Source organism: Ruminiclostridium herbifermentans (assembly GCF_005473905.2).
Lineage (GTDB): Bacteria > Bacillota > Clostridia > Acetivibrionales > DSM-1351 > Ruminiclostridium > Ruminiclostridium herbifermentans.
Genome location: NZ_CP061336.1, coordinates 1,208,218 through 1,221,633, shown reverse-complemented (window position 1 = coordinate 1,221,633; position 13,416 = coordinate 1,208,218). Strand labels below are relative to the sequence as shown.

At 31.9% G+C, this 13,416-nt stretch carries 10 protein-coding genes; 3 read left to right on the top strand and 7 right to left on the bottom strand.

Annotation, left to right across the window (positions count from 1 at the left end; translation table 11 throughout):
- Nucleotides 1-15 precede the first annotated feature (15 nt).
- From secG to pgk, 6 genes are all read right to left on the bottom strand, one after another.
- Complete coding sequence (gene secG / locus EHE19_RS05335; RefSeq protein ID WP_137698411.1) at nt 16-258, bottom strand: preprotein translocase subunit SecG; 243 nt, start codon at nt 256-258, stop codon at nt 16-18.
- A gap of 529 nt (nt 259-787) precedes the next feature.
- Nucleotides 788-2,083 (bottom strand): phosphopyruvate hydratase, encoded by a 1,296-nt coding sequence (eno, locus tag EHE19_RS05330; protein WP_137698410.1) that lies wholly within the window; start codon nt 2,081-2,083, stop codon nt 788-790.
- An 816-nt stretch (nt 2,084-2,899) separates the two neighbouring features.
- A complete protein-coding gene (locus tag EHE19_RS05325) occupies nt 2,900-3,970 on the bottom strand; it encodes a hypothetical protein (RefSeq protein WP_137698408.1) in 1,071 nt (356 codons plus the stop codon).
- A gap of 581 nt (nt 3,971-4,551) precedes the next feature.
- On the bottom strand, nt 4,552-6,087 hold the full coding sequence (gene gpmI / locus EHE19_RS05320; protein WP_137698407.1) for a 2,3-bisphosphoglycerate-independent phosphoglycerate mutase: 1,536 nt from the start codon (nt 6,085-6,087) through the stop codon (nt 4,552-4,554).
- A 200-nt stretch (nt 6,088-6,287) separates the two neighbouring features.
- On the bottom strand, nt 6,288-7,040 hold the full coding sequence (tpiA, locus tag EHE19_RS05315; RefSeq protein WP_137698406.1) for a triose-phosphate isomerase: 753 nt from the start codon (nt 7,038-7,040) through the stop codon (nt 6,288-6,290).
- A 136-nt stretch (nt 7,041-7,176) separates the two neighbouring features.
- Nucleotides 7,177-8,361 carry a phosphoglycerate kinase gene (pgk, locus tag EHE19_RS05310; RefSeq protein ID WP_171003615.1) on the bottom strand — a complete coding sequence of 395 codons (1,185 nt, stop codon included), beginning with the start codon at nt 8,359-8,361 and terminating at the stop codon, nt 7,177-7,179.
- 474 nt (nt 8,362-8,835) lie between these two features.
- Between pgk and EHE19_RS05305 the strand changes: the two genes are divergently transcribed.
- The 3 genes from EHE19_RS05305 to EHE19_RS05295 all read left to right on the top strand — a co-directional run bounded on the left by EHE19_RS05305 (nt 8,836) and on the right by EHE19_RS05295 (nt 12,308).
- Nucleotides 8,836-9,378: an RNA polymerase sigma factor gene (locus tag EHE19_RS05305; RefSeq protein ID WP_137698404.1), complete on the top strand. Its 543-nt coding sequence runs from the start codon at nt 8,836-8,838 to the stop codon at nt 9,376-9,378.
- A 430-nt stretch (nt 9,379-9,808) separates the two neighbouring features.
- Entirely contained in the window at nt 9,809-10,618 is an 810-nt protein-coding gene (locus EHE19_RS05300; protein ID WP_137698403.1) for an alpha/beta fold hydrolase, read from the top strand.
- Nucleotides 10,619-11,423: 805 nt separating this feature from the next.
- Nucleotides 11,424-12,308 carry an alpha/beta fold hydrolase gene (locus tag EHE19_RS05295; protein ID WP_137698402.1) on the top strand — a complete coding sequence of 295 codons (885 nt, stop codon included), beginning with the start codon at nt 11,424-11,426 and terminating at the stop codon, nt 12,306-12,308.
- A gap of 182 nt (nt 12,309-12,490) precedes the next feature.
- On the opposite strand, the gene EHE19_RS05290 is transcribed toward EHE19_RS05295, so the two are convergent.
- Nucleotides 12,491-13,405 (bottom strand): alpha/beta hydrolase, encoded by a 915-nt coding sequence (locus EHE19_RS05290; RefSeq protein ID WP_137698401.1) that lies wholly within the window; start codon nt 13,403-13,405, stop codon nt 12,491-12,493.
- Nucleotides 13,406-13,416: the final 11 nt, after the last annotated feature.

Below are 13,416 nucleotides of genomic sequence, written 5' to 3'. Positions count from 1 at the left end.
ACTCCTTAAATCTTTTTACTTCATCAATAGGTAGAGAGCAATTGAAGTTCCCAAAAACGCAATTGCAGCAACAGCTGTGTACTTTGAAAGTAATGCATCAATTGTACGACCTTTATTTTTACCAAAAAAAGTCTCTGCTCCACCTGCAATAGAACCAGACAAACCAGCTTGTTTTCCAGACTGAAGTAAAACAATAACAATAAGCGAAAGAGCAAGAATAATGTGTACTATATTAACAATCCACTTTGCAATTTCCAACAAAAACACCTCCTAAAATATACAAAGTCAATTACTACCCAGCTAAAGCTGCTTGTAGCAAAATAATTAAGATCTATACTGTGTTCAAAACTAATATAATGCCTAAAAGCTACCGTTGTGAACCTGTAATTGACTTAGTAAATTGTAGCATATTAGCGAATAAAAAACAAGCCTATCCAACCCTTTTTTATTCATTTAATTTAAAAATTTGTTACTATTAAGCCTTTGACAATACAGTATACACAACAGTAGAATGCTTAAATAGTACTCCCTTGCAATACTTATCTCTAACTCGCACTAGTACTATTTCTTGCAATAAGGCATTGGAATAGAGAAAATATTGCTTTAACAGTTCCCGGCACACTATGATCAAGTAATACATTAATTAGTAAAATGCTTGCGTTCGTTTGATACTCAAAAGTGCACCATGTAGAAACCAACTATACTTTATAGTTATTTTGGCAACATACCATTAATTGTTTTGAACACATATAGACTTAACTAATACTATATTTTATGAGGTTATATATTATCTAAGATTAAACCATGCTTTGAGTCCTGGGTATTCGGCAACCTCACCTAGTTCCTCTTCTATTCTAAGTAATTGATTATACTTAGCTACTCTATCTGTTCTTGAAGGCGCACCTGTCTTTATTTGTCCGGAGTTTGTCGCTACTGCAATATCCGCAATAGTTGCATCTTCTGTTTCACCTGATCTATGGGAGGTTACAGCAGTATATCCGGCTCTGTTTGCCATTTGAATTGCATCTAAGGTTTCAGTTAATGTTCCAATTTGATTTACCTTAATCAGAATTGAATTTGCAACACCCTTTTTTATACCCTTTTCAAGCCTTCTAGTATTTGTTACAAACAAATCATCACCAACCAACTGAATCTTCTTCCCAAGCCTTTCAGTCAGCAACTTCCAGCCTTCCCAATCCTCTTCTGCCACTCCATCTTCAAGAGATATAATAGGATACTTATTAACTAAGTCTTCCCAATATTCAACCATTTCTTGTTTTGATTTTCTAATATTTGATTTCCAGAAGAAATATGAACCATCCTCTTGATACATTTCTGTAGCAGCAGCATCTATTGCTATTCTGAAATCATCTCCTGCTTTATATCCTGCTTTTTCTATTGCCTCAAGGATAACTTTTATTGCCTGCTCATCAGTTTCTAAATTTGGAGCAAATCCGCCTTCATCTCCTACAGCTGTACTCAAGCCTTTACTCTGCAACACTTTTTTTAAGTTGTGGAATACCTCTGCACACATTCTAAGTGCTTCCTTAAAACTTTCAGCACCAACAGGCATAATCATAAATTCCTGTATGTTTACACTATTATCAGCGTGTTTACCTCCGTTAATTATGTTCATCATAGGAACTGGAAGAGTCTTGGCATTTGTACCACCAATATATTGATATAGACTTAAACCTAGTGCTTCAGCAGCCGCCTTTGCAACTGCAAGTGATACTCCAAGAATTGCATTTGCACCTAGTCTTTCTTTGTTTGGAGTGCCGTCTAACTCTATCATCAGCTTGTCTATTGCAGCTTGATCAAGCAAATTCATGCCTTCTACTTCAGGCGCAATTATGTTGTTTACATTTCCAACTGCAGTTTCAACTCCCTTGCCCATATATCTGTCGTTATTTTCATCTCTTAATTCTATTGCTTCGAATGCACCAGTTGATGCTCCAGATGGAACTGAAGCGCGTCCTATATATCCGCCCTCAGCAATAACTTCAACCTCAACTGTTGGATTTCCTCTAGAATCAAGTATTTCTCTTGCAAAAACACTTTCAATCGCAATATACTGTTTCATATGCTTCTCCCTTCAATATTTATATTTTAGAATTACATTACAATTGTATACTGTAATTATACCCTTTTTTGTTTTCTTTATTTATTATGTTATACCATATTTTTAAATAAATTTCCAAAAGTATTTTAACTTTTTTATACAGTTATAGCAATTTATAGTTATTTTATTTTTATTTTTCTTGAAGTTTACTAGAGGGGCTGTCCAAGAAACGCATCTTTGGAGCAGTTCTACACAGAATTGTCAGCACCAATCCTCTTAAGATCTTTAACGGCACCTTTATTGTACCCCAATTATTTCATTATAAATTTCTAGTGTAAACCATAGATTATACTGCACAAGAGATTTTCTACTAGTTAAATATTTATTATTTTATTTTGCATAGCCCCTGAGCACACCATGAAACATGGATGGTGAATATGGAAATAAAGATACAAAGAGGCTCTACAGAAAATTTTCTGAGAGCCTAAGAGTTTTTTGACTTATAACGCCTAATTCCAAAATGAAATTTTTCGCTTTTATTAAGCTCGAAAATACATCTTGTTGGTACATACTTTATTTTCGAACTATTGCATTGCAGGCGCTTAAGCAAGGCAGTATATATTCTAGCTGTTTGAAAATTAAAGCCATTCTCGCCACTTATAGAAGTGGAGAACTTTTCTGCCTCGTTATATAACCTTCATTGAATTATTTCTAAATTTATGCAGTTCTTTCTCAAATTCATCTATTAAGTATTGCCTTCGATTCTCAAAAGTCTTATGGTCTTGAATAAAATCGGTATCTTCAGGTATAAAGTTTAATTCGGTACATTCAAAATTATTAATCTTTTGGGGCGATATAAGTATTAGCTTCCCCATAATGTGGTTCATATTTGCCCATCCCTTCTATATAACTTTTTCTTTTTTCCTTACTCTTTTTTAATATATCAAATTTTTTTGCTACAACCTTAAATAACTGCTCTTGATAATAACTAACTGTCAGTACATGTATGTATGCCATAAATGGCTTAACAAATTCCCTTATCTCTTCCGTAGTTCTCCCTATTAGCATATTTTCTTTTATTTCTATTTGTAATAGGGACACAATACCTTCATTTTCACACATAACAGGAATTGCAATGTACTGTAAAATTTCATTTGTTCTTTTACCATATACTAAATGTTTTTTTATCTCTTCAGCACTTTTCAAAATAAAAATATTATTCTGATTTTCAATAAATATTTTTACTTGAAAATAATTGTGCTCCTCATTAAGATAGAAATGCTTATCAAATAAACTTGGTGTTATTTGATTTGCATTTCCATAGCTTATCATTTTTATATATTCTGCTCCTGTTCTTTTTTCTTTAAACCGCTGCATCAATGAAACCTGGTGAGAGTCTTTATCAGTAGAAGCTTTTATTGCATCATATATGTTATGACATACAAGTGCTGCAACATCCTGATAACTATAATTTTGAAAATCAGATTTCATTGGAATAGAGTTTGCCTTAACAGAAATGCTTTTTGTTATTTCATATATTTTTTTACCTATAGTATCATTTATTACTGTTTCTCTATTCACAATTTCTTTCACACATTTAATTAATTTGTCCTGATATTTCTGATAATTATCTATCAAAATTGTTATCCAATTGAATATAACAATAAACACACATGTTATTAGTATATGCCATTTATCTTGATAAAATTCCTGTTGATTTATTTTATATGTATTAAAATCAGCTAATTTCATTTGAATTGAAAAAACAGTAGTGATTATGAAATTCACCAATGTTCTGACATATGAAGACTTTAAAATATTATAAATACAGAAAATGAAATTCCCAAATCTCTTGTTTTTTCTAGCCAATTGCTTTACATGCAGAATAAATCTAGAAGGTTTTTTCATTTATCTATCCCCCTTTAAATCAATGCTACATATATTTCTATATTTGAATATTATCTCCTTTTTTGCGGAAATAAAAAACGATATCCCATTATTAAGAGAATATCGTCCAAAGGCATATATAGGCACTTTAGCCATTAAAATTTTATTTATATAATCTTTATATAATTTCCTATTTTTTGTTCCCAATTCTGTAATTTTCCCAAATAAAAATTGCTAATGTCCACTTGAATGATAATCTTTTAAGGTGAATGCTGTTAGAATATCTATTGTCTTATGTGATTCACTAAAAAATAATAAGTTCAATTCAAGATCTGTTAGAGTAAGCAATAAACATTGTAATAAATATAAACACGATTCTGCGTTTCTGCTTTTAGTTCTTCTGTACGTCATCAATGAAAATTAAAATAAATAAAAGCATGAACTAGTTGTAAACTATCGCCAACTAATTCATGCTATTATTTGCAATTTACAGTTTTACCTCAACTATTGACATAGAACCACTAATTCATGCCATTGTTTCAGTAATAAACCTTTAAATATTCTCCTGCACCGAAAGAATTTTACGTGCAAAAGTTAATTAATTACTTAACTAATAGTGATTCTCCAGTCATTTCTGCTGGTTTTTCCACACCCATTATATCCAATATTGTTGGAGTCAAATCTGCAAGTTTGCCTTCTTTTAGCTTAGCATCACCTATACCTATTCCAATCAATGGAACTACATTTGTAGTATGTGCAGTAAAGGCTCCACCATTTTCGTAGTCTAGCATTTGCTCTGCGTTTCCATGGTCTGCTGTTATTAGCACAACGCCTCCCTGAGCAGTAACTGCATCAACTACCTTGCCCACACACTCATCCACAGCCTCTACAGCTGCCTTAGCTGCTTCAAATACACCTGTGTGACCAACCATATCGCAGTTTGCAAAGTTGAGTATAATTACATCATATTGCTTCGAGTTAATTCTTTTTACAGCCTCTTCAGCAACCTCATAAGCACTCATCTCAGGCTTTAAGTCATAAGTTGCAACCTTTGGTGAAGGAATAAGCGCTCTATCTTCACCTTCATACTGAGCTTCAACACCGCCATTAAAGAAGAATGTTACATGTGCATATTTTTCAGTTTCTGCAATACGCAGCTGCCTATACCCAAGTCTGCTAATATACTCTCCAAAAGTGTTATCCAAAGTTTGTGGCTTAAATGCAACCGATACATTAGGCATTGACTTATCATATTGAGTCATACAAATAAAATGTAGTGGGAATAAGCCCTTTTCTCTTTCAAATCCTTTAAACTCAGGATCTACAAAAGTTCTTGTTATTTCTCTTGCTCTATCAGGTCTGAAATTAAAGAAAATAACTGAATCGTTTGCACCAATTGTAGCAACTGGCTTTCCATCCTCTAAAATAACAGTTGGCTTAACAAACTCGTCATATTCCTCACGAGCAAAGGACGCTTCTACAGCCTCTACAGCAGAATTTGCAGTTAATCCAACTCCATTAACCATAGCATCATAAGCAAGCTTAACTCTTTCCCAACGGTTGTCTCTATCCATAGCATAATATCTACCCATTACAGAAGCAATCTTTCCAACTCCAATTTCGGAAAGCTTAGCTTCTAACTCTTCAGTATATACTTTAGAACTATCTGGCGGAACATCTCTGCCATCATAAAAACAGTGCACAAATACATCCTTAAGGCCATTTCTTTTTGCCATCTCAACTAATGCGTATAAATGAGTATTGTGGCTGTGTACGCCTCCATCAGATAAAAGGCCGAATAAATGAAGCTTTGAATTATTTGCTTTACAGTTTTCTACCGCCTCTAAGAATTCTTCTTTTACATAGAAATCGCCATCCATAATTGACTTAGTTATTCTTGTTAATTCTTGATAAACTATTCTACCAGCACCAATATTTGTATGCCCTACTTCTGAATTTCCCATTTGTCCATCTGGAAGTCCTACATTCATACCACTTGTGTGAACTATAGTATTAGGGTATTTTGTCATATAGCTATCCAGATTTGGCTTGTTTGCTGCGGCAATAGCATTACCTTCTACTTTAGGATTATATCCGTAGCCATCAAGAATCATTAATGTTACTAATTTCTTTTCCATATAGTCTTCTCCTTCATATTTGACATTTATCTCCTATAAACAGACTTGCAACTTATACAAGTCGACCCCCCAGAGCCTGCCGGAGGGTCAATATATTCATGATTATTTTATAGATAGAAATTTTACAACAATAAAAAATTTCGAAAATTTTCTATCAAAAACATATTTCTAAGAAAAAATAAACTCTAAAATACTTATTCTTAAGCTTTAGCTATGATTGTGAAATCATCAATCTTAAGACTTGCTCCACCTACTAATCCACCATCGATATCTGACATAGCGAATAATTCAGCAGCATTTTTAGCATTAACACTTCCACCGTACTGAATTCTAGTAGCATTTGAAACGTCTTCTCCGTAAAGTTCTTTAATTGTATTTCTGATAATTGCACAAACTTCATTTGCTTGCTCATTAGTAGCAGTTTTACCTGTTCCAATAGCCCAGATTGGCTCATATGCTATTACAACCTGCTTAACTTGTTCAGCTGAAAGGCCAAGTAAAGCAACTTTTATCTGATATCTTACATGGTCAGCTGTAACACCTTGTTCTCTTTGAGTCAATGTCTCTCCACAGCAAATGATAGGAGTCATTCCATGCTTAAATATAGCGTGAGCCTTTTTATTAACTGTCTCATTAGTTTCTCCAAAATATTCTCTTCTCTCTGAGTGTCCAATTATTACATAATCAACACCTAAATCAGCAAGCATTGGGGCTGAAACTTCACCTGTGAAAGCTCCGCTTTCTTCCCAGTGCACATTCTGAGCTGCAACCTTTATATTTGATCCCTTTGCTGCCGCAACAACTCCTGGCAAGCATACAAATGGAACACCTACAACAACCTCTGATGCAGTATCTGCAACTTTTTCTTTTAATGCATTTACAAATTCAACTGCTTCTGAAGCAGTTTTGTTCATTTTCCAGTTACCTGCTGCAATAGTTCTTCTATTACTCATATTATCCTCCAACACCCTCTAGGGCACAAAAATTTGGTATTTCACAAAGATAAGCCTCTGCATAGCAGAATAAATTGCTTATTATAAAGTCTTATCCACATTACAACTCTTTTATAATCTATTTAAATAAATTAAATTATTTGTTCATAAGAACATCTATACCTGGAAGAATTTTACCTTCTAAGTACTCTAATGAAGCTCCACCACCAGTTGAAATATGTGTAATCTTATCAGCAAAGCCTAATTGCTCAACTGCTGCTGCTGAATCTCCGCCACCAACTATAGAAATTGCACCTGATTCAGCAAGTGCCTTTGCAACTTCTTTTGTTCCTGTTGCAAAGTTAGCGAACTCAAAAACTCCCATAGGTCCGTTCCAAATAACTGTCTTTGCATCCTTAATAGCAGAAGCATATTTTTCGATAGTAACAGGTCCGATATCCATTCCCATCCAACCATCTGGCATAGCATTTGATGCAACGATTTGCTTTTCTGAATCATTATTAAATTCTTTAGCAACTGCATTATCGCTAGGAAGTAATAAACTAACACCCTTTGCTGCTGCTTTTTCCATCAAGTTCTTTGCTAATTCAACCTTATCTTCCTCACAGATTGAAGTTCCTATGTTATATCCTTTTGCCTTTAGGAAAGTATAAGCCATACCTCCACCAATAATCAATGTGTCAACCTTGTCAATTAAGTTTTCTATAACTGCAATCTTATCAGATACCTTTGCACCACCTAGTATAGCAACAAAAGGTCTAGCTGGATTTGCTAAAGCTTTACCCATTATTTCAATTTCTTTCTTTATAAGGAATCCGCAAACTGCTGGTAAATAATCTGCCAATCCTGCAGTAGAAGCATGTGCTCTATGAGCTGTACCAAATGCATCATTTACAAATATTTCTGCCATGCTTGCAAGTTCTTTTGCAAAATCAGGATTATTTTTAGTTTCTTCTTTGTGGAATCTTACATTCTCAAGCATAAGTACTTCACCGGATTGTAAAGCAGCTGCTTTAGCTTTAGCATCTTCACCTATTACATCCTTTGCCATTATAACATTCTTGCCAAGTAACTCGCCAAGTCTAACAGCAGTAGGCTTCATGCTGAATTTATCTTCAAATCCATCCTTTGGTCTTCCTAAGTGTGAAACAAGTATAGTTTTTGCTCCCTTATCAACAAGATACTTAATAGTAGGAAGTGCACCAACAATTCTCTTATCATCAGTAATTTTTCCATTTGCATCTAATGGTACATTAAAGTCAACTCTAACTATTACCTTTTTACCTGCAACGTCAATGTCTTCTATTGTCTTCTTATTCATTAACTTCACGCTCCTATATGTTTTATTTATTTAATTGATTCTAAATTAGAAAAATGTATTTAATATTCGTATATTATCCACATTTCTACCGAAATAACCAAAGTAATTTTACCTCTTTTTTCATGTTATTTCAATAGTTTGTGAGTAAATTAACAAAAAACTCAAAACATTTATTAAGATAATATCATTAGAAATGATGTGAATTATTATAGATATCAAAATGCGTTCTGCATTCCTACATCTTAAATAATATAACAATCAATTTTACTATCTTCTTATTGTTTTGAGAATAACCTACATCAAAAATACACAAAAGTTCAATTGAATTTTACAAAATTTGTTATTATTTCCAAAATTCTATATTTGCTGCACCAATTATAAATACAAATATATACATTAATTGTAAATATACGGAACAATTCTACAAGTTAAATCATCATTCATATAAATACAATTACTGGAGTAGCTAAGCCTATGATCAATGAGTCTAATATTACTAATTTTGAGAATGAATTTCTAGTTATGGAAGACAAACTTTTTAATGTTGCATACAGAATATTGAGAAACCATTGTGATGCGGAAGATGTTGTACATGATGCATTTATAAAAGCTGCAGAGAACTTAACTCAGCTAAAAGATACAGATAAGCTTTCATACTGGTTATGTACAATTACTCGTAATAAGGCTCTGGAGAAGTATAATAAAAAGAAAAGAGAGGTTTTAATGGACTGCGGAATCTATGACAATGTCCAATACAATTATCTTTCAAGTTTCCATCCCGATTTTATTCTTCCCGAAAAAATATGCATTAACAATGATTTTGAAAAATATTTAAAAGAAAAAATCAGCAATATTCTTGATCCCTGTAGCAGAGACATCCTTTTTGCTTATTATTTTGACTATATGAGTTATAAAGAAATAGCGCAAAAATTCAATATGAAAGAAGGAACAATCAAATCTAGAATAAGCAGAAGCAAAGCAAAAATTAAGCTTTTGCTACAAAATGTAATAGTTTAAAAATAATTTGTATAATTATGGGAACTTTTATGCTTTTAAATAATCTAATTTTATAGAAGCAGTTATCACCTTAGTATCAATTCTAGATAGATATGAGGTAGTAGCTTCTATTGTTTATAAAATAATATCTATTTTTACAGTCAAAGTGGAATACTCGCAAAAATGAAGCATGCCTTTGAAAACTGCTTTTTGTACAACACTTGTAGTTAATTAGTACAGTTTCGAGACCAAAATTACTAAAGTATTGTAAATAGATCTATCAAATGAGGATAATAATTCTTCGAATAGCTTTAGTTCTTTAAGTAATCCTTTAGTTAGAACATAGTACTTTTTTGGTCAGAATAATCCATAATCTACTTTGACAAAATATTATTCCAATTATATTAATAATTTTTGTGCCCTGAACGCAATTGAAAGGAGCGGTGCTAATATGTTTTCAAATAGCTGTGGATACAACCTTTATTATGAAATATCCGGTAACAATAAAGGAGAATGGTTATTATTACTACACGGAATAGCGGGTTCTACAAGGTGCTGGAAATATCAAATAAATGATTTAAATGCTCATTTCAAAATATTAAATATTGACCTTGCTGGACATGGAAACTCCGGTACTTTAGGAACAGCACGCTATAGTGGAGAAATTATTGCAAACCATATTCGAATCTTACTAGATGAATTGAACATTGATAAAACTCATATTTTGGGTCTTTCTCTAGGTACCATTATACAACAATACTTTTGTGAAATGTTTCCTGAAAGGGTAATTTCTAATGTATTTACAAGTCCAATTTGTAAACCAAACTATCTTTCATATATTATGAACAGCTTTGCAGATAAAATATTTTTAAAATTATTTAGTAAAAACACATATTTAGATATAATGGCTTACCTGATGCTTCCTGGAAAAATTCATGAAAAATCTCGGAAGTTCTTTCTTAGTGAAACTTCTAAAATGAGTAATGAAGAATTTATTAAATGGTGGAAGGTAACGGTAAAAGGTGATCATTATTTTTATACGTCAAATTGCAGTATTCCTTCTCTAATCATTGTTGGTGAAAATGACTTTTGTTTTTACGATGATGCGGTTGCACTTAAAGAAAAGTATACGAATAGCGACTTTATAGTTATAAAAAATGCAGGTCATGTTCTCATATTTCAAAAACCTGAAGAATTTAATTCAATTGTAATTGATTATATCAACAAGCAAAAAAACAGCACAAAAATGTTTATTAAATAATACATTGTGCACACATGATAATCGTACAACTTTTATAAATGAGCTATTCAAAATATATTTTTAATTAGTATTTCAATTAGTTTTTGATTATAGTATAATACCACCCTTCCACAATATACATCCATATTCATTGTTACACTAAAGCCTACATCGTATAGATTTTGCGGTAAAGTTAACTATTCTTCTACTATAAGTTTAAACAAATATCTTTAACTAATTATCCTATTTATTAAAGTTGTACTCACATATAAGCAATAAACAATAATTAGCTTACCTACACTCTAAGTTCAAATTAGCCCAACCCATTTAAAATAAATATCAAATTAATTTCAGTGAGCAGAGTTATAAAAATTACTCTGCTCATTTTATTATTAATCCCCTTAATGAATAATAGAATTGTTTTACTGCTTACTCAGCTTTACCATATAAAAAACATCTTATCAGTAATTTGTTGACGAAAAAATGCAATAAATTAGTATTGCTTAGAAGCATATATTCTAGCCATCTTTTCACATATTTTTATTACATACCAATTCATTCTAATATTTGAAGTCTAATCCTCTATATATGCGCTGTCGATTTTTGTATTATTATAAATTTTTACAGTATATAAATGGTGTTTTTTATCGTTATTTTATAATTTTTGTCAAATACGAATTGACTAATTATAGATTTGATGTATAATTATAGTATGAATTGAATTGGTATGTATTATCAACATTTATTTACTTAAGTAAAAAAAAGTAAATAAGTTCTCTCACTTCAATTGTATGACTTTTAAAAAATAAAAAAAGGAGGAATCAAAATGATTAACAACTTAAGAAGTTTTGCAAAGTCAGATTCTACAAATGAATTGCCAGTAGAAGACTATGCAGAAATTTGTGGTTCAAAAATGTATTATGAAATTTCAGGTAACCCTAATGGAGAATGGTTAGTTTTAATTCATGGCATGGCAGGATCCACCAGATGTTGGAAGTATCAGTTTGAAGATTTTAACAAACATTATAAAGTGCTTAGCGTTGATCTTTTGGGACATGGGAATTCATCTATTCGTAAAAGCGATAAGTACTGTGGACCAATTATGGCAAATTATATAAGAGTACTTATGGATATGCTTAAAATTGAAAAAGCTCATATACTAGGATTATCTCTTGGTTCTATTGTAGAGCAATACTTTTCACAAATGTTCCCTGAGAGGATAATTTCCCTCATATTTGCAAGTCCTGTAACTAAGCCAAACTATGTATCTATGATATCAAACTTCCTTTCAGAGAAAATATTACTGAAAGTATTAAGTAAGAATACATATTTAAAAATTATGGGTAATTTAATGCTACCTGGAAAAGCACATGAAAAATCAAGAGAGTTCTTTATTAGAGAAACCCTAAAAATGCCTGATTCAGAATTCCATAAATGGTTTAGGATAGCTCTTGATGGAGATCATTATTATTATCTCACAGAGTCAAATATTCCTACTCTAATTGTTGCTGGAGATAAGGATTTCTGCTATCTAAAAGATGCAATTGCATTACAGGATAAGTATATAAATAGTACATTGAAAATTATTAAAGATGCAGGGCATGTATTTATATTCCAAAAAGCTAAAGAGTTTAACCAAATAGTTATTGACCATCTCAATTCATTACAAGCTGCTGCTGTTGCAGAAGAAAAATCAAAAATCGCTGCTTAATCAAGCTTATTTTAACAACAGACACAAGATAAATAGACATGAAAAACTCATGATAAGCTTATCAATATTCCTATTTCCCTTGTTATTAATCGAATATCAAAAAAACCTGTATTAGTAAATACTTATAAACCAATCTACTAAATACAGGTTTTTATTTATTCAATAAATTAAACATCTAAATATCACATTTTACCAGCAAATGTCTCTGCAAGATACTCATTAATAATCTCTGCAGGTTTATGCCCCTCTTTATCATATCCTAACATCATATTACAATGCCAATATCCTTTTACTATTTCTAAACGTGCATTTTTAGCACCTTTTTGGATTAGCTTATTATATAAATTTATTGAGTTACTTCTCGGAACAAGCCAATCATCTCCGCCATGTAATATTAAGCAAGGCGGCTCTTTTCCAGTAATATGAGAAATTGGTGAGCAGTCTTTCTTATCTTCATCATTTAACATTGCCAAAATTGAAGATTCTATAAGAGGATGAAAATAATTTTCTCTTAAACTAAAATCATATATACCACTAACAGGTATCCAACATTTAACTTTTTTGATATCAATATCATATTTATCGTGCCACTTTCTGTCAGAAACAAGAAGTGCCGTCAGGTGTGCACCAGCTGAATGTCCAATTATAGCTATTTCCTCTGGATCACCACCATAATCTTCAATATTGTCAATCACCCATTTTAAAGCAAGTGCACAATCATCTATTTGATACGGATGTTTTATATTCGGTGCCAATCTGTAATTAACTGATACAACTGCATAACCTCTTTTTATCCATTCTAGCGCATAAAATCTAGTATTACTTTTATCCTCAGTAGTCCATCCGCCACCATGAATAAAGAAGATAACTGGTCTTTTTTTATTATTTGGTTTTCTTAAACGATGAATATCAAGTCTTTGTAATGGATCGTCCCCATATGGCTTAGCGAAATAATCCTTTCTATTAGGATCTGGCAATGCATACAAAAAAGTATAAGTAGCAGAGCACTGTCCATAGATTGCCCAATCCTTTTCTTGTAAAGAATTTAAAGGTTCCTTTGAATCTACAAATTGTGGATATTCTTCTGCATAACTCATATTTCACTACC

Coding starts and splice junctions, on each gene's coding strand:
- EHE19_RS05290 (WP_137698401.1), bottom strand. CDS start 13,405: ATGAGTTATGCAGAAGAATATCCACAATTTGTAGATTCAAAGGAACCT.
- gpmI (WP_137698407.1), bottom strand. CDS start 6,087: ATGGAAAAGAAATTAGTAACATTAATGATTCTTGATGGCTACGGATAT.
- EHE19_RS05325 (WP_137698408.1), bottom strand. CDS start 3,970: ATGAAAAAACCTTCTAGATTTATTCTGCATGTAAAGCAATTGGCTAGA.
- pgk (WP_171003615.1), bottom strand. CDS start 8,361: ATGAATAAGAAGACAATAGAAGACATTGACGTTGCAGGTAAAAAGGTA.
- EHE19_RS05305 (WP_137698404.1), top strand. CDS start 8,836: ATGATCAATGAGTCTAATATTACTAATTTTGAGAATGAATTTCTAGTT.
- tpiA (WP_137698406.1), bottom strand. CDS start 7,040: ATGAGTAATAGAAGAACTATTGCAGCAGGTAACTGGAAAATGAACAAA.
- eno (WP_137698410.1), bottom strand. CDS start 2,083: ATGAAACAGTATATTGCGATTGAAAGTGTTTTTGCAAGAGAAATACTT.
- EHE19_RS05295 (WP_137698402.1), top strand. CDS start 11,424: ATGATTAACAACTTAAGAAGTTTTGCAAAGTCAGATTCTACAAATGAA.
- EHE19_RS05300 (WP_137698403.1), top strand. CDS start 9,809: ATGTTTTCAAATAGCTGTGGATACAACCTTTATTATGAAATATCCGGT.